Origin of the sequence: Pseudoclavibacter terrae (assembly GCF_008831075.1) — a bacterium.
GTDB lineage: Bacteria > Actinomycetota > Actinomycetes > Actinomycetales > Microbacteriaceae > Pseudoclavibacter > Pseudoclavibacter terrae.
In genome coordinates this window covers 1,128,321-1,153,347 of sequence record NZ_WBJX01000001.1, presented here as the reverse complement: position 1 = coordinate 1,153,347, position 25,027 = coordinate 1,128,321, and the positions used below count along the sequence as shown (strand labels likewise).

The window sequence follows — 25,027 nt, the reverse complement described above, 5'->3', positions numbered from 1 at the left end:
AGGGGTCTCCGTGCGTCGTGTGCTCTCTCTGCTCGGCATCGTTGCCGCTGCACTCCTCGGGACGAGTGCGCCAGCATCCGCCGAGGTCTCTCCGATCACTTCCTCTGCCGTAGCGCCGGCTGCGAGCCCGGGTTCCCCCGACGGGCACATCTTCGACCCAGACGGGCTCGTCACTGGCGAGACCGCCGACATCGAGCAGGCGATCTCCGCTCTGGAGGCGGACACGGACTTCACCATGTACTTCGCGATCGTCGATCGATTCTCGAACCCGAGCGCGGGGTTCGACTGGGCGAGCGAGTTCGCGTCCGTCAACGACCTCGGCTCGGAGGCGGTCATCCTCTACGTCGGCGTCGATCAGCTCGACTTCGGGCTCAACACCGACAGCACGTTCCCTCTCGGAGACGGGGCGCTTCGCGACATCGAGACGCAGTCCATCGCGCCGAACCTCGATGCAGGCGACTACGGCCAAGCCGCTGTCTCTGCCGCCGACTCCCTCCGCCAGGAGCTGACGGGCGCAGGAAGCGGGCCGGCCGGAACTGCACCGAGCATTGACGCGGGGCCGATCTTCCTCTTCGTGGGCGGATTCATCGTCGTCGTGGCCGTCATCATCCTGGTCGTCGTTCTCCTGGCGCGACGCAAGAAGAAGCAGGGCGAGCGAGCAACCCAGGCCCAGCGCCAGGCGCAGCTCGAGCAGCTGGCGCAGCGCGCCGCCGGCGAGCTCGTCAGGGTCGACAACCTCGTGACCGCCGCAGACCAGGAGGTGAGCTTCGCCGAGGCGCAGTTCGGCCAGGAACCGGTTGCCGAGTACCGGGCGGCAGTCGCGGATGCGCGCGAGCAGCTGCGACGAGCGTTCGACGTCCAGGGGCAGTACCTCGACGCGACCCCGGAGCCGGAGCCCGCCAAGATCCAGATGAACGAGGCCATCCTCGGCTTCGCGAACCAGGCCGAGCAGCGCGTCGCCGAGCAGGCCGCGCGATTCGAGAAGCTCCGGGACATGGAACGCAATGCGCCGGAGCTGCTCAGGCAGGTGCGGGGCGAGCTCGACCGTCTGGAAGGGCAGATGCAGGGTGCCGAGTCGCAGCTGACGGCCCTCCGCGCACGCTACAGCGCACAGGCGCTCTCGACCGTCGACGATTCCACACAGCACGCGAGGGAGCTGCTCGCGCTGGCTCGCACGGAGACGGAGAATGCGGACGGCGGTCTGCGGGAGGGCCGGACCGGGCCCGCAGCGGTCGACATCAGTGACGCGCAGCTCGCGCTCGCACGGGTGAGCTCGGTGCTGGGCTCGATCGGCGCGGCAGCGAGCGACCTGGAGAACGCGGAGCAGCTCATCCGCCAGGAGATCGGGGAGCTGGAATCGGGCCTCGCGCGCAGCTCCCAGCTCGTCCAGCAGGCGTCACTGCAACCAGACGTCGCCGCCGCGGCGGCCGCAGCGCAGACAGCTGCCCAGGAGGCCATCGGCCGGGCCCGCTCCGGCGGAGCAGCAGCGGCTGACCCCCTCCGAACCCTCGGGGCTCTGCGCGAGGCAGACGAGGCGCTCGACACCGCCATCGCATCGCTGCTGGACGAGCACGAGCGCCTCGCCGGTGTGCGCCGTCAGCTCGATGTGGCGCTGGCACAAGCGCGCTCCGCAGTCACGGGAGGGCTCCAGTTCATCGACGGACGACGCGGCGCCGTCGAGAGCGAACCGCGCGCCCGCATCCAGCAGGCAGAGACGGAGCTCCGAACGGCAGAGCAGCTCGCCGCGACGCAGCCGGAAGAGGCGATGCAGCGAGCCAAGAGCGCGATCAGCCTCGCCGAACGGGCGACCGAGCAGGCGAGGAGCCAGGTGCAGATGCAGCGCAGCGGCTACGAGCAGAGCTGGGGCATGGCGTCTGGCGGCAGCTCGAACAGCAGCTTCGACTCGGGGCTCCTCGGCGGGATCCTCGGCGGCCTCATCAGCAACAGCGGCTCCTCGAGCCGGAGCTCCTGGGGAGGCGGAAGCTCCTGGGGAGGCGGCTCCAGCCGACGCTCAGGCGGCTCCTCCGGGTTCAGATCGTCCGGAGGCTTCCGCTCCTCAGGCGGCGGCTTCCGCTCCTCGGGCGGCGGCCGGCGGCGCTGACGCAGCTCCCGGAAACACACAGCCCACACGCACACCACCCCCAGCACGGCCATCCACCAGGGACCATCAGGAACCGACCAGCAAGAAGGAAGCACTCGATGTCCAACAAGCAGTCCATCTTCGGACGAATCAGCCAGCTCGTCCGCGCGAACATCAACTCGCTCATCGACAACGCGGAAGACCCGCAGCTCATGATCGACCAGCTCATTCGCGACTTCACGGCCAACATCAAGGAAGCCGAGTCGGCCATCGCGCAGACCATCGGCCAGCTGCGCATGCTGGAAGATGACTACCGCGAGGACGTGCAGGCCGCGTCAGAGTGGGGCAACAAGGCGCTCGCCGCGAGCCGGAAGGCCGACGAGCTCCGTGCCGCGAACGACGAGGTCGACGCGCAGAAGTTCGACAACCTCGCGAAGGTCGCGCTCTCACGCCAGATCGAGTCCGAGACCGAGGCCCGCACCGCCGAACCGCAGATCCGCGCCCAGACGCAGGTCGTCGACCAGCTGAAGGGCGGCCTCGAGGGCATGCGCGAGAAGCTGCGCCAGCTCGGCGCCAAGCGCGACCAGCTCGCCGCCCGCGCCAAGACGGCTGAGGCGCAGCAGAAGGTCAACGAGGCCCTCGGCAGCATCAACGTCATGGACCCGACGAGCGACCTCGGCCGCTTCGAGGAGAAGGTGCGTCGCCAGGAGGCGCTCGTCCGTGGCCAGCAGGAGCTGCAGACCTCGAGCCTCGACTCGCAGTTCAACCAGCTCGAGGACCTCGGCAAGCTGACCGAGGTCGAGGCGCGCCTCGCCGCGCTCAAGCAGGGGCAGCGTGCCCCCGCCGCCATCGATGCCCCGGAGCAGAGCTTCTAGGCATCGAAGCCGGCAGTGTTCGCCGCTGAGACCCGTCGCACACGGTCGGGTCTCAGCGGCGTCCTTCTCTCCCAGCCTTTCGAGGCACCACAGTCAGCGTCGGAAGGCCGTCACCATGAACCCCCTCAAGAGCCTGTTCCTCGACTCGCCGATCTCGCGACTCGGGTACCACGCGGCGACGGTCGTCGGCCTCGTCGTCGGAGTCCCGCTCTCGACGGGCCGGGTGGAGGTGCACGACGGGCTCATCGTCTGTCGCGGTCTCCCGAAGTGGGTCTTCCGCCGAGGAGGGACCTGCGTCGGCCGTGTCTACCTGACGCGCGACGTCGTCGGCGAGCGGGTGTTCCGCCACGAGCGAGTGCACGTCGAGCAGTGGAAGCGCCACGGCTTCCTGTTCCCGCCCCTGTACTGGCTCGCCGGATTCGACCCGCTCAAGAACCGCTTCGAGATCGAAGCCGGTCTGGAAGACGGCAACTACCTGCCGCCACGTCGGCGCCCAGCCGCTCGCGGCTGACCGTACGAGAGCACGTCGCCGCTCACCACGTGGGCGGATACCGCCTCGGCCAGTCCAGCTCCCGCTCGAGCTCCATGGAGAGTCGAAGCAGCGTCGCGTCATCCCCCGGGCGCCCGATGGCCTGCACGCCGACCGGCAGACCGCGCGCTGAACCCGCCGGCATCGTGATCGCGGGCAGGCCTGTCACGTTCACGTACGAGGTGTACGGCGTGAACTGGCACTGCTGCTCGAAGTTCCGCTCCCCGTCCGCTGCGTCGAACCATCCCAGCGGCCTCTGCGTCATCGCCAGGGTCGGGGTCAGCACGACGTCGAACTCCGAGTACTGGGCGATGATGCTGCGCTCGAACGCACCCAGCGAAGCGAGCGCGGCGGCCAGCTCCGCCGCCGACTTCGTCCTTCCAACGCCGACCAGCCAGCGCGTCAACGGCTCGAGCGCCTCGAGTGCTTCCCCCTCGAGCGGAATGGTGGATGCTCCCGCTTGCCAGACCGTGCGGAACGCGTCGACGTATTCGGGCGCATCCACCGGGGTCGAGGGCAGGAGCTCGTGCCCGAGCCTGGCGAGGTGCTCTTTGGTCGCCTCGAAGACCTCGGCGACCTCATCGTCGAGGTCGATCGCGTAGTGGGTCGACCACGGCGACCACGTGCTGAAGCCGATGCGGAGTCTTCGGACGGGCATCTCCAGCGCGTCGACGTAGGAACGCTCCCCCGCCGGAGCCGTCAGCGCGCTCCGGTCGGCCTGATCTCCGTCGGCGCGGCGGGCGATCATGCCGTCGAGCAGCAGCGCCGCATCCGCTGTTGTCCTCGCGAGCGGCCCGGCGACTGGCAGCCCGGCCAGCGACCCGACGCCCGAACCGTCTGGCACGCGACCTCGGCTCGGCTTGAGGCCGACGAGCCCGCAGGCCGCGGCGGGGATGCGGATGGAGCCTCCGCCGTCCGAGCCCGGCGCGAAGGGCAGCAGTCCAGCGGCGACAGCGGCGGCGGCTCCACCTGAGGAGCCGCCAGCACCGAGCCCGGAGCCCCACGGGGTGACGGCCGGGGCGGCGACCGCGTTCTCGGTGTACGCGGGGAGCCCGAACTCCGGGGTGTTCGTTTTGCCAAGACTGACGCCGCCAGCGGCGTCCATCGTCTCGACCAGCGGCGAGCTCACCTCGGGCACATGGTCGGCGAAGGCTCGGGAGCCGAACGTCGTGGGCACGCCGGCACGAGGCTCGAGGTCTTTGTCCGCGAACGGCATGCCCCAGAGCGGGGCTGAGCGTCTGTCAACGCGCCACGAGCGGGCCTGTGGGTCCTGCTCGAGCCGGAGCGCCCGGTCGAGTGCGCGTTCGTGCGTCACGGTGATGAACGCGCCCGACCTGCCCGCGTCGGCGTCGATCCTTCTGAGATAGGCGCTTGCGAGGTCGACGGGCGAGAGCTCGCCGGTGGCGATCAGCTCCCGTTGCCTCATGGCGCCGAGTTCGTGCAGCGGTTCGCTCATGGTGTGCCTTTCGAGGAGCGGGCACGTCACGCCCGGATGGGAAGAGTCAGAAGAGGGACGGCGTCGAGACGACGCTGTCCGTCGTCTCGACGCGCCAGTCGACCGGGGCAGCTCCCTGGTCACGCAGAAGCTCGTTGGCCCTGGAGAAGGGTCGCGAGCCGAAGAACCCCCTGGATGCGGACAGCGGGCTCGGGTGCGGACTCTCGATGCGCGGGGTCTCGCCCAGCATCGGGGCCAGGGCCTGCGCGTCCTTGCCCCACAGGATCGCGACGAGCGGCGTCTGCCTGGCGACGAGCGCCGCGATCGCGGCATCGGTGACCGCCTGCCACCCGAGGCCGCGATGCGACCCCGCCGCCCCAGGGGAGACCGTGAGCACCCGGTTCAGCAGGAGGACGCCCTGCTCGCTCCAGCGTGAGAGGTCACCGCTCACCGCCGGCTCGATGCCGAGGTCGTCGTGCAGCTCCCGGTAGATGTTGGCGAGACTGCGCGGGAGAGGCCGCACGTGCGTGTCGGTCGCGAACGAGAGGCCGATGGGGTGTCCGGGCGTCGGGTACGGATCCTGACCGACGATCAGCACGCGCACCTGATCCAGGGGCTGCGTGAAGGCCCGCAGGACGTGCTCTGCGGCGGGAAGGAATCCGCGACCTGCCTCGACCTCCGCCTCGAGGCGAAGGTCGATCTGGGCGAGTGTCCCAGCCTCCGATTCGAGCGCGCTGGCCCAGCCCTGGTCGAGTCGCGCGAGGTCCGCGAGCCCCGCGGGCCCGGTCATCCGGACGCGCGACTCGACGAGACCGTGACGCCGCCCTCAGCTGCAGTGAGCTGCCAGACGCTGCCGGAGCCGAGGATCTCGAGTGCACCCTCCCCCACCTTGAGAACCGTGTCCTCGTCGATGGCGAGGATGCGCTCGGCGAGCCCCGCCTCGATGCTCGCTGCGCACAGCGCGACGAGACCCCACTGCGCGGCGTGCGCCTCGATGGTCAGATCGACCAGCCCGAGTCCCGCCTCGAGCGTCACCTCGTCAAGCCCCTCACCGGACTCCTCAGGAGCCACGGGCACGCCGCCGATGCGCCATCCCCCGATGATGGCCTCGTCGGCCGCGATCGCCGCCCCTGCGGAGTAGCCGAGGTACGACACCCCCTCGCTGACGAGGCGACGAACGTCCGTCGCGAGTGGCGCCAGTGCCGCCAGGTAGGCGGGCGTGTGCCCGCCGGCGACGAGGATGGCGTGCGCCGTCGAGAAGCTCGCGAGGTCGATCTCGTCGAGCGGTTCGCCAGCCTCCGTGCTGCGCGCGAGCACCGGCGTGGCGAGGACGCCGGGGTCCAGCGACCGCAGACGGTCGGCGAACCAGTCCGCGACGGGCCGGGGTGCTTCCCCGACCGCGATGATCGCGATGACCGGAGTCTCGCCACCGGCCCGCAGGCGCGCGTCGCTCGCGAGCTGGGAGAGCGCGAGCTCGACCCCGGGCCCGTCGCCGCCACCGACCAGGAAGATGCTCATTCGCTCGACTCCTTCGCCGTGTCCTTCATCGCAAGACGACCGCGATGCAGCTGGAACTGCTCACGCTGGGCCACCGGCCGCACGATGAGCTCATCGACGTTGACGTGCCCGGGCAGCTGCAGTGCGAGCTGGATGGTCGCAGCGATGTCGTCGGCCGTGAGCGGATGATCGACACCCTCGTAGAGCTTCGCGGCCGACGCCTCGTCACCTCGCATCCGCTTGAGCGTGAACTCGTCGGTGTGCACCATGCCGGGCGCGATGTCGATGACGCGGATGGGCTCGCCGCCGAGCTCGAGCCGGAGCACGCCGATCATGGCCGCCTCGGCCGCCTTGACCGCGACGTACCCTCCGCCGCCCTGGTAGATGACTCGCCCGGCCGTCGAGGTGACGGTGACGATGTCGGCGTGCGGGAACTCGTCCTGGCTGCTCGCAGCGGAGGCACGCAGAAGCGGCAGCAACGCGGTGATGACGCGCTTCGTGCCGAGCACGTTCAGGTCGAACATCCGCTGCCAGTCATCGATGCGGCTCTCTTCGACGCTCTCGGTGCCGAACGCCCCGCCCGCGACGTTCACGAGCGCCTCGACCTCGCCGAGCTCGGCCGCGCGATCCCGCAGCTCAGCGACGAACGAATCGCTCGTGATGTCGCCGGCGAGCACCTCCGCCCCGGTCTCAGCGGCGAGCTCGTCCAGTCGATCCGCACGGCGAGCCGTCGCGAGCACCTCTCGCCCATCGGCTCGCAGGGACCTGACCGTCGAACGGCCGATCCCGCTGCTCGCTCCCGTGACCACGACCACACGCGTCCTCTGTTGTTCAGGCATGCCTCCATCGTGGCATGCGCGCATGTCGCGAACGCTCAACGCGTGACGATTTGTGTCCCGATCCGTTGCCACCCTGGACGCCCACTGCCACACTCGGTGCCACCCGACAGTCCAGTCGGGTCGCAGCCGACCCGGAGGCTACCTATGACCCAGAGCTTCGAGACCAGGCAGATCCATGCCGGTTCCGCCCCAGACCCGACGACCAACGCGGTGGTCACCCCCATCTACCAGACGACCTCGTACGTGTTCGACGACGCACAGCACGCGGCCGACCTGTTCTCCCTCTCCCGCGCGGGCAACATCTACACGCGCATCACCAACCCGACAACGGCCGTGCTCGAGGCCCGAATCGCCGACCTCGAAGGCGGCAGCGGCGCCCTCGCCCTCGCTTCCGGTCAGGCCGCCGAGACCTTCGCGATCCTCAACATCGCCGGAGCGGGCGACCACATCGTGTCCTCGACCTCCATCTACGGCGGCACGTTCAACCTCTTCAAGTACACGTTCGCCAAGCTCGGCATCGACGTCACGTTCGTCGAAGACCAGAACAACCCGGATGCCTGGCGCGCCGCCGCCAAGGACAACACGAAGCTGTTCTTCGGCGAGACGATCGGCAACCCCGCCGTGAACATCCTCGACATCGAGACCGTCGCGAACGTCGCACACGAGGTCGGCGTGCCCCTCATCGTCGACAACACCATCGCGACGCCCTACCTCATCCGCCCGTTCGAGCACGGAGCCGACATCGTCGTCCACTCCGCCACGAAGTTCCTCGGCGGCCACGGCGCCGTCATCGGCGGCATCATCGTCGACGGAGGCAGCTTCCCGTGGGATGAGCACAAGGCCCGCTTCCCCGGACTCTCCGAGCCCGACCCGAGCTACGACGGCCTGAGCTACACGGGCGCGCTCGGCAACGCGAACGCCTTCCACACGAAGGCCCGCGTGCAGCTCCTGCGCGACATCGGCGCATCCATCGCCCCCGCGTCCTCCTGGCAGATCCTCCAGGGCGTGGAGACGCTCAGCCTCCGCATGGAGCGCCACGTGTCCAACGCGACCGCCATCGCGAGCTGGCTGCAGGGCCACGCGGAGGTGCAGAACGTGAACTACGCGGGCCTCGACTCGAGCCCATGGAACGCGCTCGCCCAGCGCTACGCGCCCAACGGCGCCGGCGCCATCCTCTCGTTCGAGCTGCGCGGCGGCGTCGAGGCAGGGCGCAAGCTCGTGGAGCGCGTCCAGCTCTTCAGCCACCTCGCCAACATCGGCGACGTGCGCAGCCTCATCGTGCACCCTCCGTCGACGACCCACTCGCAGCTCACCCCAGAGCAGCTGCTCGCCTCCGGCATCAACCCGGGACTCGTGCGGCTCTCGGTCGGTCTCGAGAACGTCGACGACCTGATCGCGGACCTCGCGCAGGCACTCGACTCCCTCCGCGCGTAAGCGCGGAGTTGCCGCTAGCCTGGCGCTGATGGACTGGACAGATCACGGGATCTCGCCGCCGAGCGGCAGGATCCCGAACGACGAACTGCGGGCGGCCTCACTGAGGCCGCCCGCCTCCGGCGCCTGGCGCGACGGCGACGACGTCGGCGACCGCCAATTCGCGTGGCTCGGGGCCTTCAGCCCCGAGCACGGCGGCGAGCTGCCGCTCATCCGACTCGCCTACGAGACCTGGGGCACGCTGAACGCCGACAGGTCGAACGCGATCCTCGTCCTGCACGCGCTCACCGGCGACTCCCACGTCGAAGGGCAGCTCGGCCCGGGGCACCCGACCGCCGGCTGGTGGCCCGGCATCATCGGCCCAGGGGCGCCCCTCGACACGGACCGCTACTTCGTCATCGCCCCCAACATGCTCGGCGGCTGCCAGGGCTCGACGGGTCCAGCCAGCCTCGACGCGCGCGGCAATGCGTACGGGGCCTCGTTCCCCGTCCTGACCATCCGCGACCAGGTTCGGGCTCAGGCGCTCCTCGCCGACCACCTCGGCATCTCGACGTTCGCGGCCGTCATCGGCGGCTCCATGGGCGGGATGCACGCGCTCGAATGGGGCATCATGTACCCCGACCGGACGCAGCGGCTCATCGTGATGAGCGCCCCAGCGGCCTCGGACGCGCAGACGATCGCGCAGAACACCCTGCAGATCGATGCCATCAGGCTCGACCCGAACTTCAACGACGGCGACTACGCCGACGAGCCCGCCGGCTTCGGGCCGCACCGGGGACTCGCGCTGGCGCGGCGGCTGGCCATGTTGAACTACCGCTCGGGCACTGAGCTCGACGACCGTTTCGGCCGCAGCTGGCAGTCGAACCTCAGCCCGGAGCAGGACGAGGGCCGCTACGCCGTCGAGTCCTACCTCGACTTCCACGGCAACCGGTTCACGCGTCGATTCGACGCCAACAGCTACATCACGCTGCTGACGGCGATGAGCTCGCACAACGTCGGCCGAGACCGTGGCGGGGTCGATGCGGCTCTCGGACGCGTCACAGCATCGACGATGGTCATCGGCATCTCCACCGATGTGCTGTTCCCGCCGGAGACGCAGCACCGCATCGCGGCCGGCGTGCCGAACAGCTACTCAGGTGACCGTGCCGTCACGATTCGATCGAACTTCGGCCACGACGGGTTCCTGCTGGAGATCCATCACGTCGGCGACGCGATCCGATCGATGCTCGTGAACGGCTGACCTCGAGGCGGCGGGCGCGGCTCGCCTGCTGCGCGGCCACATCGCCCACAGCGCCCACACGAGCAGCACCACCAGGAGGCCGTTTCGGCCCGCGAGCAGGGCCACGCCCGCCGCGTGGGCGTCGGTGACGAAGTTGTAGTTGCCTGGGTAGATGACCTGCGTCAGCCAGGCGATGCACAGCGCGATCCCCGCAGGCAGCGCGAACCGCCTGACGTCCACGATGAGGCCGAACACGATGACCGGCGCCAGCCAGGTGATGAACTGCGGTGACCCGACCTTGTTGAAGACGATGAACGAGAGCACGAGCGCGAGCGAGAGCGCCGGGAACAACCGGGTGAAGGGCATCCCCCGGCGCTTGGAGACGAGCGCGAGCAGGACCACGCCGAGCACGGCGACGGCAAGCACCGAAGTGAGCAGCGCGCTGACGAACTCGGTGCCGGGCCCGGAGACCTGGAAGGTCAGGATCTCCATGGAGTAGGAGGCACTGTAGCCGGGCACCTGCATCGAGGCGAGCCACATGGGCACGGTCGCCGCGACCGCCTCGACCTGGAGCCCCCGGCCGGTCTGCTCGGTCACGAAGGAGAGCACGTTCGATCCCCCTCCGAGTGCAAACGCCGGGATGAGCACGGCGGCGCAGACGACGAGGGCACCCGCCACGAGCCAGAGGCGGTGCCGCAGCACGATGAAAGCGGCCGCGAACACGGCGGCCGGCCAGATCTTGAGCCATGCCCCGAAGGTGAGGAGCGCGCCGGCGATCTCGGGCCTCCGTCGGAGCGACAGGAGGGCGAGCAGCGCGATGGGGACGCTGATGGCGTCGATCCGCCCGAGGGCGACGGGACCGAGCAGTGCCATCAGAACGAGCCACCACCACGCGGCAATCTGGCGCAGGCGCGCGTCGCGCGACGACGGCCGCCAGAGCGTCAGGGCCGCGAACGCCACCGCATTGCCCGCCGTGACCACGAGCAGCCAGCCGAGACCGTAGTTCGCCTGCCCGCCCACCACGTCGGCGAGCAGCATCGGAAGCAGCGAGGGCAGCGGATACACGAACGTCGCGTCGATGCCGGGCACCTGCCCCTGCTGCGCCTGATCCACCCACCCGCGGTACACCTGGAAGACGTCGCCCATCGGGTTCGAGAGCGAGTACAGGTTCACGAGGATCAGCACGTAGTGCACGCCGGCGAAGGCCAGCCAGAGCGTCACGATCGAGAGAGGGCCTCGCCAGTGACGGGCGATCCACGACGTAGTCATGCGGGACAAGCTACCCCAGCTCAGGCGCGGATCTTGGACGCCACGAGTGCGCCGACCAGGCGAGGCAGGACCGCGGTCGCGTCGCTCGCCCTGATGGGAGAGCCGGGTCCGTGCCGCTGGAGCTGCTCGATGGGGGCCAGGAGGTCGGCCGCGGCGGCGGTATTGCCCGCGTTGACCTGCGAGGCGAACCAGCCTGCGCGCGCGTGCAGCCAGACGGCGGCGGCCGCGAGCTGCTGGGGCTCCGGCTGCTCGGCGACCTCGCGCTTGGACGCAACGGCACTCAGCGCCCCCATGGCGCCCGCGAGCACGTCTCCGGTGCCGGCAGTCGCGAGCCAGGCACCGGGCGCATCCACGATGATCGTGGGACCGTCACCGGCGATGTAGGTGCGGTGCCCCTTGAGCACGAGCGTGCACCCGAGGCGGTCGGTGACGAGGCGGACAGCCTGCTCCGGCTCCTTGATGACGTCGCTCGCTCGCACCTCGGTGTCCTCGAGCTTCGTGATGAGCGCCGCGAGCTCGGCCGCGTGCGGCGTGAGGATGCACCGGCGCACATGGTGCCCGCCCAGGACCCGCTTGGCGATCTGCCCGAGAGCCCCCGAGTCGGCGATGACCGTCGCGTCGAGCTCACGCGCACGGTCGAGGGCCTCGCGCGCCTCGCTGGTGCGGCGCACATCCTTCGGGTCCACGCCGGAGCCCACGACGAGCGCGTCGAACGATGCGAGGTCGGCCACGACCTCAGGGCTCTGCCACAGCACGGCCTTCGTCTCGGACTCGCCGCCCGAGTACCGGACCATGCCGATGCCGGTCGCGAGGGCGGCTCTCGTCCCGAGCACGGCAGCGCCTGGGTAGTGCGTCGAGCCCGTGACGAACGCGGCGACGCCCCTCCGGTACTTGTGGTCGTCCTCGCGCGGCGCGAACACGCTGGCCGCGGCATCCTGAGCTTCGAATTCCCTCACCCGGCCATCCTGGTCGCTCTTCGGCGACACGCCAAGTCGACGCCGGACGCTCAAGGGGTCCGGACTTCAGTGTCGGGCTGTCGCATCCCGGATCTCGCCGACGAGCTCCTCGATGATGTCCTCGAGGAACAGCACACCTCGCGTGTTGCCTTCCCGGTCGAGCACGCGAGCCAGGTGGTTGCCCGTGCGGCGCATCATGGCGAGGGCGTCCTCGAGGTCGGCCTCATCATGGACCCCGTCGAGCGAGCGGATGCGCTTGGCTGGGATCGGCTGGTCGAACTCGCCCGGCTCATCGAGGTCGAGCACGTCCTTCAGGTGCACGTAGCCCGAGTACCCGCCCTCGCTGTCGAGGATGATGTAGCGCGAGTAGCCGTGCTCGGAGACGGCGCGCTGCAGCATCTCCGGCGTCGCGTCCGGCGGGAGCACCACAAGCTGGTCTCCGGCGATCGCGACGGAGGCGACCTTCTTGGCCGTGAACTCGAAGGTGTTCGAGAGAGTGCCCGCGCGGTCCATGAGCACCCCCTCTCGCTTCGACTGCTCGACGATGCCGGCGACCTCGTCAAAGGTGAAGGCACTGGTCGTCTCGGCCTTCGGCTCGACGCCGAAGAGACGCAGGGTCGTGTTCGCGATGCCGTTCAACGCCCAGATGACGGGCGCGAACAGGCGAGAGAAGAACACGAGCGGCGGCGCGAGCAGCAGGGCCGCGCGGTCGGGGACCGAGAACGAGATGTTCTTCGGCACCATCTCGCCGAGCACGACGTGCAGGTAGGAGACCACGACGAGCGCGATGACAAACGCGATGGTCGAGATCATCTCCTCGCTGAGGCCCGTTGCCGACAGCGGGATCTCGAGGAGGTGGTGGAGCGCGGGCTCGGACACGTTGAGGATGAGGAGCGAGCAGACCGTGATGCCGAGCTGGCTCGTCGCGAGCATGCCGGTCGCGTGCTCCATCGCGTAGAGGGTCTGCTGGGCGGCTTTGCTGCCCCGCTCCGCCCTCGGTTCGATCTGCGAGCGCTTCGCGGAGATGACAGCGAACTCCGCACCGACGAAGAAGGCGTTCGCCGCGAGGAGGACGACGAGCCAGGCGAGGCCAGACCAGTACTCAGCCACGGTTCTCCTTCTCGGCGTGCTGGTCGGCGAGGCGCTGCATGAGCGCCTCCCTCGACTCGTAGGACTCGTTGGGGGTGAACGCGACACGGTCGACGCGGCGGCCGTCCATCCGCTCGACCCGGAACGTGCCGACGGGGACCTGGACCTCGTCACCCACGGCGGGGATGCGCTCGAGGGCGTTCATGATGAAGCCCGCCACCGTCTCGTATGGTCCGTCGTCGTCGAGCTCGATGTTGAGCCGGTCACGCACCTCGTCTGGTCGGAGCATGCCGTCGAACGTCGTCCGGCCCTTGGCGCGGACCACGTCGAGGTGCGCGCGGTCATGCTCGTCGACGAGCTCGCCGACGATCTCCTCGACGAGGTCCTCGAGCGTCACGACGCCATTCGTGCCGCCGTACTCGTCGAGCACAACCGCCAGCTGGAAGCCGCCGGAGCGCAGCTCGGCGAGCAGCGCGTCCAGGCCGAGCGTCTCGGGGACCAGCAGCGCGTCCGTCTTGATGGCCCCGACCGGCACGGAGCGCCTCCGGTCGAGCGGGAGCGAGACGGCGTTCTTGAGGTGCGCGACGCCGACGATCTCGTCGATGTCCTCACCGGTCACCGGGAAGCGCGAGTGCCCCGTCGACTTCGCGAGATCGATGAGCTCCTGCACCGGCGCGTCGACGGCGATGGACTGCACTCGAGGCCTCGGCGTCATGACATCCGCCGCGATGTGGTCGGCGAAGCGCAGCGTGCGACTCAGCAGCACGGCCCGCTCACCTTCGAGGATGCCGACGAGCGCGGAGCGCCGCACGAGGCTCGACAGCTCCTCCGCGGTGCGCGCGCCGGAAAGCTCCTCCTTCGGCTCGATGCCGACGGAGCGGATGAGACCGTTCGCGCTGCCGTTGAGCACCGCGACAGCTGGCCTGAACACCGTCGTGAAGGCGACCTGCAGCGGGATGAGGAACTTCGCCGTCGTCCGGGGCACGGCCAGCGCGAAGTTCTTCGGGATGAGCTCGCCGACGACCATCGACAGGGCCGTCGCGATGACGATGGCCAGCACGGCTCCGACGGGGCGCACGGCATCCTCCGGCAGTCCGACCGCGCCGAGCGGCGTCGCGAGCAGCGACGAGATCGCGGGCTCCATCGTGTAGCCGGTGAGGAGCGTCGTGAGCGTGATGCCGAGCTGCGCGCTCGAGAGGTGCGTGGATGTGTGCTTGAGCGCGTTGATCGTCGGGGTGAGTCGTTTCTCCCCCCGCTCCCGCCGCTTCTCGAGGTCGTTGCGGTCGAGGTTGACGAGCGAGAACTCCGAGCCGACGAAGACGCCGGTGCCCAGGGTGAGCAGGACGCCGATCCCGAGCATGACCCACTCGTTCACGCGCCGTCACCACCCTGTCGAGCACACATATCCGAGACCCCGTCAGCCGGCCGCGTCTACCAGGACACCGGGAGGGCCTTGCCCTCTTCGTAGCCGGCCGCCGACTGGATGCCGACCTTGGCGCGCTGGCGGAATTCGGGAAGCGAGTCGGCCCCCGCGTAGGTGAACGATGAGCGAACGCCGGTCGTGATCATGTCGATCAGGTCGTCGAGTCCGGGCCGCTTGGGATCGAGCATGATCTTCGACGACGAGATGCCCTCCGCGAAGAGGAGCTTGCGCGCGCGCTCGTAGGGCTCGAGGTCCCCGAAACGCGCTTCGACCGCCTTCGTGGACGCCATGCCGAACGACTCCTTGAACCAGTTGCCGGCGTCGTCGGTGCGCACCGTCCCAGGGGCCTCGACCGTGCCGGCGAACCACGAGCCGATCATGACGGCGGACCCGCCGGCGGCGAGCGCGAGGGCGACGTCACGCGGGTAGCGCACTCCCCCGTCCGCCCAGACGCGCGCGCCGAGCGCGTGCGCGGTCTCCGACGTCTCCAGCACCGCGGAAAACTGCGGGCGGCCGACCGCGGTCATCATGCGCGTGGTGCACATGGCACCCGGGCCCACGCCGACCTTGATGATGCTCGCACCCGCCGAGACGAGGTCGTGCACGCCGCTCCCGCTGACGACGTTGCCGGCGACGATCGGAACCCCGAGCTCCGCCCCACGCACCGCTTCGATCGCTCGCAGCATGCTGCCCTGATGTCCGTGCGCGGTGTCCAGGACCAGCACGTCGGCGCCGGCCTCGACGAGCGCGCGTGCGCGCTCGAGCGCGTTGCGCGTTGCGCGACACGCCGACGGCGACCGCGACTCGAAGGCGCCCCCGAGCGTCGAGCGCCGGCTGGTAGATCGTGCTGCGCAGCGCGCCGCTCGCCGTGACCGTCGCGATCTCGCCTCGCTCGGTCCGCACCGGAGCGAAGCTCTCGCCCGCCTCGGCGAAGGAGTTGAAGACCGTCCGGGAGTCGCGAGCGAGGGCCAGCGGCACCTCGTCGACGAAGTGGTGGCTCAGGTCGGCCAGCACGGCGTCGCTCGGGACACGCGCGAGCGTCGACGCCTGCAGCACACCGAGCACCTCCCCGTCGGGAGCCAGCACGGAGACCCCGAACCCGGCGACGGGCGGGACGAGCTCGAGCACCGAGCCGACCGTCGCGTCACCCGACGCGGTGAAGGGCGTGTCGAGGACCGGGTCCTGGGACTTCACCCAGGCGATCGCCGTCTGCAGCGCCTCGAGGGACATGTCCTGCGGCAGCACGCCGAGACCGCCTCGCCGTGCGATCGCCGCCGCCATGCGGGGACCGGTCACCGCGTTCATGTTCGAGGCGACCAGAGGAATCGTCATGCCGGTGCCGTCATCGGGGGCGAGCGAGACATTCAGCCTCGACCCCACATCTGACCGGCTCGGAATCAGGAAGACGTCCGAGTACGTGAGCTCGTGGTGTGGGGCGGGACCAGAGAAGTGCATGGCCTCCAGAATACGTTGCCCAGGCGCCGAACCGGCCACTTTCGCGCAGAGCGCTCGCCAGGGGCGTTAGGCTGGTTGCTCGATGGGGCCGCCGCCCAGATTCGGCGTGTCCCGCATCAACAGACGAACGCGAGACGAACTCAGGTGGCGAGTCATTTGACCAGTGCGGGTACAGACGAAGCAAAGTCCGATTTCGGGGCCAACGATTGGCTCGTCGAAGAGATGTACGAGAAGTACGTCAAGGACCCGAAGAGTGTCGACGAGGCCTGGTGGCCAACACTCGAGCAGTACGCCAAGCAGCAGACCACTGCTCCGGCGAAGACGGCACCAGCAGCCCAGCCCGCGAAGGCGCAGGCAGCTCCAGCCGCTCAGGCAGAGGCGAAGAAGCCCACCGCCGAGGGCGAGGCGCGAAAGCAGGCGAAGACCACTGCCGCAGCCCCGCAGGAGAAGCTCATCCCCGCGGATGCGCCGGCAGCTGACAAGGAGAAGGCGCCGTCACGCGAGAACATCGTGTCGCCGCTGAAGGGCATGGCGAAGGCCATCGCCAAGAACATGGACATCTCACTGCAGGTGCCGACGGCGACGAGCTACCGCGAGATCCCCGCGAAGCTCATGATCGACAACCGCATCGTCATCAACAACCACCTGCGCCGCACGCGCGGCGGCAAGGTCTCGTTCACGCACCTCATCGGCTGGGCCCTCGTGAAGGCGCTCATCAAGTTCCCGAGCATGAACGTCTACTACGACGAGGTCGACGGCAAGCCCTCCGCCATCGAGCCGGCTCACGTCAACCTCGGCATCGCGATCGACGTGCCGAAGCCAGACGGAACCCGCGCCCTCGTGGTTCCGAGCATCAAGCAGGCCGAGACGCTCAACTTCCGCGAGTTCCTCGGCGCCTACGAGGAGCTCATCAAGCGCGGTCGCCAGAACAAGCTCAGCGGCGACGACTACGCGGGCACGACGATCTCGCTCACCAACCCTGGCGGCATGGGCACCCTGCAGTCCGTCCCACGGCTCATGAAGGGCCAGGGAGCGATCATCGGCGCCGGCGCCCTCGACTACCCGGCCCCCTACCAGGGAATGGCGCAGCACGTCCTCGACGACCTCGCCATCTCCAAGCGCCTCACGATCTCGAGCACGTACGACCACCGCGTCATCCAGGGCGCTGGCTCCGGCGAGTTCCTGAAGATCGTGCACGAGCACCTCACGGGCCAGCACAACTTCTACGAAGAGATCTTCGCGTCGCTGCGCATCCCGTACAAGCCCGTCGTGTGGTCGCAGGACGTCCACGTCGACCTCGCCGCCGCGATCAACAAGACGGCTCGCGTGCAGCAGCTCATCAACATGTACCGCGTGCGCGGCCACATGATGGCCGACATCGACCCGCTGCAGTACGTGCAGCGCACGCACCCCGACCTCGAGATCGAGAACCACGGGCTCACGTTCTGGGACCTCGAGCGCGAGTTCGTCGCAGACGGGTTCGGCGGGAGCCAGCGGATGCTCAAGCTCCGCGACATCCTCGGCATCCTGCGCGACTCCTACTGCCGCACCATCGGCATCGAGTACATGCACATCCAGGACCCGGAGCAGCGCGCCTGGTTCCAGGACGAGCTGGAGCACCCGTACACGAAGCCCACGCACGAAGAGCAGATGCGCATCCTCAACAAGCTGAACGAGGCTGAGGCGTTCGAGACCTTCCTGCAGACGAAGTACGTCGGGCAGAAGCGCTTCTCGCTCGAGGGTTCCGAGTCGGTCATCTCCCTGCTCGACACGATCATCCAGGGTGCCGCAGAAGAAGACCTCGACGAGGTCGCGATCGGCATGGCCCACCGCGGCCGCCTCAACGTGCTCACCAACATCGCCGGCAAGACGTACGGCCAGATCTTCCGCGAGTTCGAGGGTGTGCAGTCCAGCTCGGGCCGCGGCAACTCGGGTGACGTGAAGTACCACCTCGGCATCGAGGGAACCTTCACGGCCGCCTCCGGCGCGACGATCCCGGTCTACCTCGCCGCCAACCCCTCGCACCTCGAAGCCGTCAACGGCGTGCTCGAGGGCATCGTGCGCGGCAAGCTCGACCGCAAGGCCGACGGCCGGGACGCGGTCCTGCCGATCCTCATCCACGGTGACGCCGCCATGGCGGGTCAGGGTGTCGTCTACGAGACGATGCAGATGTCGCAGCTCCGCGCCTACCGCACGGGCGGCACGATCCACGTGAACATCAACAACCAGGTCGGCTTCACGACGACGCCGAGGGATGCTCGCTCGTCGATGTACTCGACCGATGTGGCCAAGGCCATCTCGGCGCCGGTCTTCCACGTGAACGGCGACGACCCCGAGTCCGTCGCCCGCGTCGCCGAGCTCGCCTTCGCCTACCGCCAGCGCTTCAAGCGCGACGTGGTCATCGACCTCATCTCCTACCGCCGCCGCGGCCACAACGAGGGCGACGACCCCTCGATGACGCAGCCCCTCATGTACAACCTCATCGAGGCGAAGCGCTCCGTGCGCAAGCTGTACGCCGAGGCACTCGTCGGACGTGGCGACATCACCCAGGACGAGTTCGACGCGGCGCAGAAGGACTTCCACGACCGTCTCGAGCGCGCCTTTGCGGAGACGCACCAGGCCCAGACGCAGTCGACGCCCATCTCGGCCGCCGAGCTGTCCGCTGTCGGGTCCCGTGAGGAGAACCACCGCTCCGAGCCCGAGTCGACCGCGGTCGCACGCGAGGTCGTCGAGACCATCGGCGACGCCCACGGCAACCCGCCAGAGGGCTTCTCGGTGCACACGAAGCTCAAGGCCGTGCTGTCGAAGCGCGAGCAGATGAGCCGTGAAGGCGGCATCGACTGGGCCTTCGGCGAGCTCCTCGCCCTCGGCTCGCTGCTCATGGAGGGCACGCCCGTGCGCATGTCCGGCCAGGACTCGCGCCGCGGGACGTTCGTGCAGCGCCACGCGCTCTTCCACGACCGCCTCAACGGCCAGAACTGGCTGCCGCTGTCCAACCTGAGCGACAACCAGGCGCCCATCTCGATCTACGACTCCTTCCTGAGCGAGTACGCGGTGCTCGGCTTCGAGTACGGCTACTCGGTGGAGCGTCCCGACGCGCTTGTCCTCTGGGAGGCGCAGTTCGGTGACTTCGTGAACGGCGCGCAGACGATCATCGACGAGTTCATCTCGGCGTCGGAGCAGAAGTGGAACCAGCGCTCGAGCGTCGTGCTGCTGCTCCCCCACGGCTACGAGGGTCAGGGTCCCGACCACTCCTCGGCGCGCATCGAGCGCTTCCTCACGCTCGCCGCCGAAGAGAACATGACGGTCGCGATGCCGTCGACGCCCGCGTCGCACTTCCACCTGCTGCGCCGCCAGGCCTACGCGCGTCCGCGCAAGCCGCTCGTGATCTTCACGCCGAAGTCGATGCTGCGCCTTCGCAGTGCCGTCTCGCCGGTCGAGGACTTCACGAACGGCGCGTTCCGGCCCGTCCTGGACGACGAGCGCATCACCGACAAGTCCGCTGTTCGCCGCGTCGTGCTGCACGCCGGCAAGCTGCACTACGACCTCCGTGCAGAGCTCGACAAGCGCGAGGACTCGACGGTCGCCCTGGTGCGGCTCGAGCAGTTCTACCCGATGCCGGGCGAGGAGATCAACCGCATCCTTGCCGAGTACCCGAACGCAGAGATCATCTACGCGCAGGACGAGCCGGAGAACCAGGGCGCTTGGCCGTTCATCCGCACGCACCTCGCGCCGATGCTCGAGGGTCGCACGATCCGCGCGGTCACCCGCCCGGAGTCGTCGGCGCCATCGGTCGGCACGATGAAGGCGCACCAGCGCCAGCAGGCTGAGCTCATCGAGGGAATCCTGGCCGACTAGGCAGGTCTCCTCCGCGGAAGCTGAAGGCGCCCGTCCCGAGCAATCGGGGCGGGCGCCTTCGTGTGGCGTCGGGCTGCCCGTCAGCGCCCGGTCAGCAGAGCCACGGCGTCGTCGAGGTACGCGGCGAGCGGAGTCGAGCTGCTCGCGCCGAGACCGGCCTGCGCGCCGGGGACGGCTCCCCAGTGCAGGACCACCTCGCCGCCCACCACCTCCAGGCCGGGGTGCGCGTCGGCGCCGCCGCTGTCGGAGAGCTGGATGCCCGCCGCACCGTAGTTGACGATCTCGCCCAGGTCGAACCCGGACTTCAGTGCGGCGAGCTGCACGCGCCGTCGCTCGGCCGCTAGCGCCGACTGCTCGCTGTAGTGGTCTGGCTGCTTCGCGACCCGGATCACGGATCCGACGCGGAACAGCCCGCCGCTCTCGTCGAGCAGCAGCTCTCGCAGACGCCAGACATTGGTGACCCGTCGCAGAACGGGGCCTCGACGGATACCGAGGACGGGGCGACGCTCGAGCAGCTCGGCGAGCGTCTCCCGCCTGGCATCCCGTTCCCGCAGCTCGGAGATGGCCTCGTCGATGCGAGCGGAGAGCAGACGCCAGGCGTCCTCGTTGGGATCCGGAGTCATCGGCAGGACACGGGTTCGGGCGCGCCCCGGGTCAGTTGGCGACCGGCGTGCCGTGCGAACGCTGGATATTCCGCAGCTGGTCGAGGACGTGCAGGCGCAGCTCTTCCGGGGCGCGCTCCTTGCAGGCACGCTGGACGACTTCCATGAGCGAGCGGTTCACGTGCAGCTCGCTCTCGCAGTCCTTGCAGTGCTCGAGGTGCTCGCGGATATCGCTCGCGTCCGTACTGGCGAGTTCGTTGCGCAGGTACTCCTCGAGGGCGTCCTTGGCTTTCTCGCAGCCGCAATCGGTCATTTCTTGCTCCCTGTTTCCTGCTCGTCCCCGTCCAGGGCCGGAATGATGCCGTTCTCTCGCGCGTAGCCGGTGAGGCGCTCGCGAAGCAATCGCCTGCCGCGGTGAAGCCGCGACATGACGGTGCCGACGGGGGTCTTCATGATGTCTGCGATCTCCTTGTAGGAGAATCCCTCCACGTCAGCGAGGAACACCGCCAGGCGGAAGTCCTCCGGAATCGCCTGGAGGGCGTCCTTCACCGTCGAATCGGGAAGGTGGTCGATGGCCTCAGCCTCGGCCGAGCGCGACGAGGTCTGGGCCGTCGCCGACTCGGCGCCGCCGAGCTGCCAGTCCTCGAGGTCCTCGAGCGCGTTCGCGTACGGCTCCCGCTGCTTCTTGCGGTACGAGTTGATGAAGAGGTTCGTGAGGATGCGATACAGCCACGCTTTGAGGTTCGTGCCCTGCTCGAAGCGCGCGAAGGCCACGAAGGCCTTCACGAAGGTCTCCTGCACGAGGTCCTGCGCGTCTGCGGGGTTTCGAGTCATGCGCATGGCTGCCGCGTACAACTGGTCGATGTACTGCAGCGCCTGCTCCTCGAACAGCTGCCGGAGTTCGTCCTGATCTGGGGTCGCCTGAGGCGACTTCTGCTCACTCATTACGCGTGAGTGTACTGCCGTGCGCCTCTCGGCGGCTTGACGCCTCGGCGGCGCGAGGGTTGTCTGCAAGGGCTGCCCTCCCCTTCGTTGTCTGCCGGAATCGTCTTTCCGGGTGATGCGAGCGCCACTGGCGGTATCGTTGTCAACCAATGGAGATCTTTGGCTATTCCGGACCACGCTTCGACCTGTACCGAGACGACGAGGGCAGCGAGCCCCTGACCCTCGGCGACGGCCCGTGGGAGGCCCCGACGGCGACTGCGCCGATCGACGCGCGCCTCCAGATCCCTGGGTCGAAGAGCCTCACGAACCGCGAACTGGTGCTGTCCGCACTGGCCGACGCACCGTCGCTGCTTCGGCACCCGCTGTGGGCTCGCGACACCGAGCTCATGATCGAGGCGCTCAGGCAGCTCGGCACGAAGATCGTCGAAGTCCCCGGCGACGGTCGGTTCGGGAACGATCTCGAGATCACGCCAGGCGAGCTCGAGGGCGGCGTCTCCATCGACTGCGGCCTCGCGGGCACCGTCATGCGCTTCGTCCCGCCCCTCGCATCCCTCGCCCTCGGTCCCGTCGCCTTCGACGGCGACGAGGCGGCTCGCCGACGCCCGATGAAGGGCACGGTGGATGCGCTCAAGGCGCTCGGTGTCGAGGTCCGCGACGACGGGAGGGGCGGGCTGCCCTTCTCGCTCTACGGCACCGGCGAGGTGACGGGAGGCGAGGTCACGATCGACGCTGGAGCCTCCAGCCAGTTCGTCTCTGGGCTCCTCATGGCCGGCGCACGCTTCGAGAACGGGCTCACGCTCATCCACTCGGGCGATCGGGTCCCGAGCCAACCGCATATCGACATGACGCTCGCCGCCCTGCGGGACCGCGGGGTCGAGATCGACGACTCGGAGGCGGGCATGTGGCGTGTCTCGCCGGGCAGCATCGACGGGTGCGAGCTCACGATCGAGCCCGACCTCTCCAATGCGGAGCCCTTCCTCATCGCGGCGATCGTCGCGGGCGGCAGCGTCTCCATCGAAGACTGGCCGGCGACGACGACGCAGGTCGGATCTCACCTCGAGCACCTGCTCCCGCTCTTCGGCGCGCAGATCTCGGTCGCGGACGGCGTGCTCACGTGCACGGTTGAACGCGGCATCGCCGAGGGAGCCGAGCTGCCGGGCGTCGACCTCGATCTCTCCGAGGCTGGAGAGCTCGCCCCCAACCTCGCGGCGCTCTGCGGCCTCTGTACCACCACGAGCCGCATCACGGGCATCGCGCACCTCCGGGGCCACGAGACGGACCGCGTGGCGGCCATCGCCGCCGAGCTGCGCGGCATCGGCTGCGAGGTCACCGAGCTCGACGACGGGCTCGAGATCGTTCCCGGACCGCGCACAGCCCACGAATGGCGCAGCTACGAGGACCACCGCATGGCCACCTCCGGCGCCATCGTCGGCCTCGCGATCGAGGGCGTGACCGTCGACGACATCCACGCCACGAGCAAGACGCTCCCCCAGTTCACCCAGCTCTGGCAGGACATGCTGGACCAGGGCACGGTCGGCGACCCGGACGAGGGCGAGGACGACGGCAGCGTCGACCTCACCGCCTTCAGCATCTGACCGTGGCTCGCTCACTCGGCGACGCGTTCGACGCCTACGGCGACTGGGACGAGGACGACTTCCGGGGGCGCCCGAACCCCAAGGCGAACAGGCCCCGATCGAAGCAGCGTCCGAAGCACTCCGACGCCGTGACCGGACGCGTCGTGACCGTCGACCGCGGACGCTACACGGTGCTGCTCGACGAGGGCACGCCGGAGGAGCGAACCGTCACCGCGGCCAAGGCGAGAGAGATCGGCCGGACGGCGATCGTCACGGGAGACCTCGTCGACATCGTCGGCGACACGACCGGCGACGCCGGCAGCCTCTCCCGCATCGTGCGCATCGTCGAACGCAAGACGCTCCTCCGACGCAGCGCGGACGACACCGATCAGGTCGAGCGCGTCATCGTCGCCAACGCCGACCAGATGCTCATCGTCGCGGCCACAGCTCAGCCGGAGCCGCGACCACGACTCATCGACCGCTACCTCGTGGCGGCCCTGGATGCGGGCATCCAGCCGCTGCTTGTTCTCACGAAGACGGACGTGGCGCCCGCTGACGAGCTGCGCTCGCTCGTCGAGCCCCTCGGCGTGAAGGTCTTCGAGTCTCGCCCGGGAGGCGAGCCCATCGACGAGCTCCGAGCCGCGCTCACGGGCCACACGACGGTCGCCGTCGGCCATTCCGGCGTCGGGAAGTCGACGCTCGTGAACGCGCTCGTGCCCGGCACGCTTCGCGAGACGGGAGTCGTCAACGCCGTCACCGGTCGCGGGAGACACACCTCCTCATCCACCCTCGCCGTTCGCATCGAGGACGCCGAGGGGCACACCGGCTGGATCATCGACACCCCGGGGGTCCGGTCATTCGGACTCGGGCACGTCGACCGCGACAACGTGCTGCGCGGCTTCACCGAACTCGCCGACATCGCCGAGGACTGCCCGCGCGGATGCACGCACCGGGCCGACGCCCCGGACTGCGCGCTCGACGACGCTGCGCGCGACGGCGAGCTCGACGAGGCTGGCATCGCCAGGCTCGACTCGCTGCGACGCCTGTTCATGTCGCTCGACCAGGCGGCCGACGCGAGCTACTAGCTGGCACCCTGGCCTAGGCTGAGCGTGTGGCCACCGAACTCCTGCACCCGCTCTCCTCCGACCTCCGCCTCGCACGAGAGCTCGCCGACATCGCCGATGCGGTCTCGATGCAGCACTTCAACTCGCGCTCGCTCGGGGTGTACGAGAAAGAGGACCGGACGCCGGTGACCGACGCGGACCGGGCCGTCGAGCAGGCCCTGCGCGCGCGCCTCGCGGAGACCCGCCCGAGCGACTCCATCCTCGGCGAGGAGTACGGCTCGCAGGGCACCTCCCGCCGGCAGTGGATCATCGACCCGATCGACGGCACGGCCAACTTCATGCGCGGCATCCCGATCTGGGCGACCCTGATCTCGCTGGTCATCGACGGCGTCCCCGAGGTGGGGGTCGTGTCCGCGCCCGGCCTCAACAGGCGCTGGTGGGGCGCAACCGGCCAGGGTGCGTACCTCGACGACGACCTCAGCGACAGCGACGTCGCCACCGACAGGCGCATCCAGGTGAGCGCCGTCGACGAGCTCGAACGTGCATCCCTGAGCTACAACAGCCTCAAGGGCTGGGATGACGCGGGCCGCTCAGCGCAGCTGCTCGAGTTCAGCCGAGCCATCTGGCGCACACGCGCCGTCGGCGAGGTCTGGTCCTACATGCTCGTCGCGGAGGGCGCGCTCGAGATCGCGGGAGAGTTCGATCTGCAGCCGTACGACATGGCCGCGATCGTGCCGATCGTCGTGGAGGCAGGCGGCACGTTCACGAGCATGGACGGGGAAGAGGGGCCGTGGCACGGCAGCGCGCTCGCCACGAACGGCCTTCTGCACGAGCAGGCCCTCAAGGCCCTCGCGGCCCGCTGATCCGCTGATCCGGTTCGCGACTCG

The 25,027-nt window shown here is 69.2% G+C and carries 20 protein-coding genes and 1 pseudogene; 9 read left to right on the top strand and 12 right to left on the bottom strand.

From position 1 onward, the window contains the following. Positions 1-10 precede the first annotated feature (10 nt). The 3 genes from F8O03_RS05330 to F8O03_RS05320 all read left to right on the top strand — a co-directional run bounded on the left by F8O03_RS05330 (position 11) and on the right by F8O03_RS05320 (position 3,466). Positions 11-2,101, top strand: a complete 2,091-nt coding sequence (locus F8O03_RS05330; RefSeq protein ID WP_167516483.1) for a TPM domain-containing protein — start codon at positions 11-13, stop codon at positions 2,099-2,101. A 98-nt stretch (positions 2,102-2,199) separates the two neighbouring features. After that, on the top strand, positions 2,200-2,955 hold the full coding sequence (locus tag F8O03_RS05325) for a PspA/IM30 family protein (protein ID WP_104253499.1): 756 nt from the start codon (positions 2,200-2,202) through the stop codon (positions 2,953-2,955). A 115-nt stretch (positions 2,956-3,070) separates the two neighbouring features. Next, positions 3,071-3,466, top strand: a complete 396-nt coding sequence (locus tag F8O03_RS05320; RefSeq protein WP_151422900.1) for a Fe-S oxidoreductase — start codon at positions 3,071-3,073, stop codon at positions 3,464-3,466. Between the two features lie 22 nt (positions 3,467-3,488). Here the strand turns inward: F8O03_RS05320 and F8O03_RS05315 are convergent, their stop codons facing one another. From F8O03_RS05315 to F8O03_RS05300, 4 genes are read right to left on the bottom strand one after another with little or no spacing between them, the layout of a single operon-like run. Further along, on the bottom strand, positions 3,489-4,940 hold the full coding sequence (locus tag F8O03_RS05315; RefSeq protein ID WP_151422899.1) for an amidase: 1,452 nt from the start codon (positions 4,938-4,940) through the stop codon (positions 3,489-3,491). Between the two features lie 46 nt (positions 4,941-4,986). Continuing rightward, a complete protein-coding gene (locus tag F8O03_RS05310) occupies positions 4,987-5,709 on the bottom strand; it encodes a uracil-DNA glycosylase (RefSeq protein ID WP_151422898.1) in 723 nt (240 codons plus the stop codon). Next, positions 5,706-6,437 carry a Type 1 glutamine amidotransferase-like domain-containing protein gene (locus F8O03_RS05305; protein ID WP_151422897.1) on the bottom strand — a complete coding sequence of 244 codons (732 nt, stop codon included), beginning with the start codon at positions 6,435-6,437 and terminating at the stop codon, positions 5,706-5,708. The genes F8O03_RS05310 and F8O03_RS05305 overlap by 4 nt, the downstream gene beginning before the upstream one ends. After that, positions 6,434-7,255: an SDR family oxidoreductase gene (locus F8O03_RS05300; protein WP_151422896.1), complete on the bottom strand. Its 822-nt coding sequence runs from the start codon at positions 7,253-7,255 to the stop codon at positions 6,434-6,436. Before F8O03_RS05300 ends, F8O03_RS05305 begins: the two co-directional genes overlap by 4 nt. A gap of 144 nt (positions 7,256-7,399) precedes the next feature. On the opposite strand from F8O03_RS05300, the gene F8O03_RS05295 reads away from it, so the two are divergent. After that, positions 7,400-8,689, top strand: a complete 1,290-nt coding sequence (locus tag F8O03_RS05295; RefSeq protein ID WP_104253505.1) for a bifunctional o-acetylhomoserine/o-acetylserine sulfhydrylase — start codon at positions 7,400-7,402, stop codon at positions 8,687-8,689. 28 nt (positions 8,690-8,717) lie between these two features. Beyond that, positions 8,718-9,926 carry a homoserine O-acetyltransferase MetX gene (gene metX / locus F8O03_RS05290; protein ID WP_151422895.1) on the top strand — a complete coding sequence of 403 codons (1,209 nt, stop codon included), beginning with the start codon at positions 8,718-8,720 and terminating at the stop codon, positions 9,924-9,926. Here the strand turns inward: metX and F8O03_RS05285 are convergent. The 5 genes and pseudogenes from F8O03_RS05285 to guaB1 form a co-directional block, all read right to left on the bottom strand. Next, entirely contained in the window at positions 9,819-11,174 is a 1,356-nt protein-coding gene (locus tag F8O03_RS05285; RefSeq protein WP_151422894.1) for a glycosyltransferase 87 family protein, read from the bottom strand. The genes metX and F8O03_RS05285 overlap by 108 nt on opposite strands. 20 nt (positions 11,175-11,194) lie before the next feature. Next, entirely contained in the window at positions 11,195-12,130 is a 936-nt protein-coding gene (locus tag F8O03_RS05280; RefSeq protein WP_167516482.1) for an ADP-dependent NAD(P)H-hydrate dehydratase, read from the bottom strand. 66 nt (positions 12,131-12,196) lie between these two features. Further along, the gene (locus F8O03_RS05275) at positions 12,197-13,240 is read right to left on the bottom strand and encodes a hemolysin family protein (protein ID WP_151422892.1); all 1,044 of its coding nucleotides are present in this window, start codon (positions 13,238-13,240) and stop codon (positions 12,197-12,199) included. Continuing rightward, positions 13,233-14,579, bottom strand: a complete 1,347-nt coding sequence (locus F8O03_RS05270) for a hemolysin family protein (protein ID WP_104253862.1) — start codon at positions 14,577-14,579, stop codon at positions 13,233-13,235. Before F8O03_RS05270 ends, F8O03_RS05275 begins: the two co-directional genes overlap by 8 nt. 71 nt (positions 14,580-14,650) lie before the next feature. Beyond that, positions 14,651-16,097: pseudogene (gene guaB1, locus F8O03_RS05265) on the bottom strand (GMP reductase). A 144-nt stretch (positions 16,098-16,241) separates the two neighbouring features. On the opposite strand from guaB1, the gene F8O03_RS05260 reads away from it, so the two are divergent. Then, the gene (locus F8O03_RS05260; protein WP_151422891.1) at positions 16,242-19,955 is read left to right on the top strand and encodes a multifunctional oxoglutarate decarboxylase/oxoglutarate dehydrogenase thiamine pyrophosphate-binding subunit/dihydrolipoyllysine-residue succinyltransferase subunit; all 3,714 of its coding nucleotides are present in this window, start codon (positions 16,242-16,244) and stop codon (positions 19,953-19,955) included. Positions 19,956-20,035: 80 nt separating this feature from the next. On the opposite strand, the gene F8O03_RS05255 is transcribed toward F8O03_RS05260, so the two are convergent. Genes F8O03_RS05255 through F8O03_RS05245 form a run of 3 tightly spaced genes read right to left on the bottom strand, consistent with a single transcriptional unit; the run spans position 20,036 to position 21,502 of the window. Further along, positions 20,036-20,578 (bottom strand): hypothetical protein, encoded by a 543-nt coding sequence (locus F8O03_RS05255; RefSeq protein WP_151422890.1) that lies wholly within the window; start codon positions 20,576-20,578, stop codon positions 20,036-20,038. A 31-nt stretch (positions 20,579-20,609) separates the two neighbouring features. Then, positions 20,610-20,870 (bottom strand): zf-HC2 domain-containing protein, encoded by a 261-nt coding sequence (locus F8O03_RS05250; RefSeq protein WP_104253513.1) that lies wholly within the window; start codon positions 20,868-20,870, stop codon positions 20,610-20,612. Then, positions 20,867-21,502 (bottom strand): sigma-70 family RNA polymerase sigma factor, encoded by a 636-nt coding sequence (locus tag F8O03_RS05245; RefSeq protein WP_104312180.1) that lies wholly within the window; start codon positions 21,500-21,502, stop codon positions 20,867-20,869. Before F8O03_RS05245 ends, F8O03_RS05250 begins: the two co-directional genes overlap by 4 nt. Positions 21,503-21,651: 149 nt before the next feature. Between F8O03_RS05245 and aroA the strand changes: the two genes are divergently transcribed. Genes aroA through F8O03_RS05230 form a run of 3 tightly spaced genes read left to right on the top strand, consistent with a single transcriptional unit; the run spans position 21,652 to position 25,003 of the window. After that, entirely contained in the window at positions 21,652-23,097 is a 1,446-nt protein-coding gene (aroA, locus tag F8O03_RS05240) for a 3-phosphoshikimate 1-carboxyvinyltransferase (protein ID WP_151422889.1), read from the top strand. 2 nt (positions 23,098-23,099) lie between these two features. Then, positions 23,100-24,161: a ribosome small subunit-dependent GTPase A gene (rsgA, locus tag F8O03_RS05235; protein ID WP_151422888.1), complete on the top strand. Its 1,062-nt coding sequence runs from the start codon at positions 23,100-23,102 to the stop codon at positions 24,159-24,161. A gap of 26 nt (positions 24,162-24,187) precedes the next feature. Then, on the top strand, positions 24,188-25,003 hold the full coding sequence (locus F8O03_RS05230; RefSeq protein WP_104253517.1) for an inositol monophosphatase family protein: 816 nt from the start codon (positions 24,188-24,190) through the stop codon (positions 25,001-25,003). Positions 25,004-25,027 lie beyond the last annotated feature (24 nt).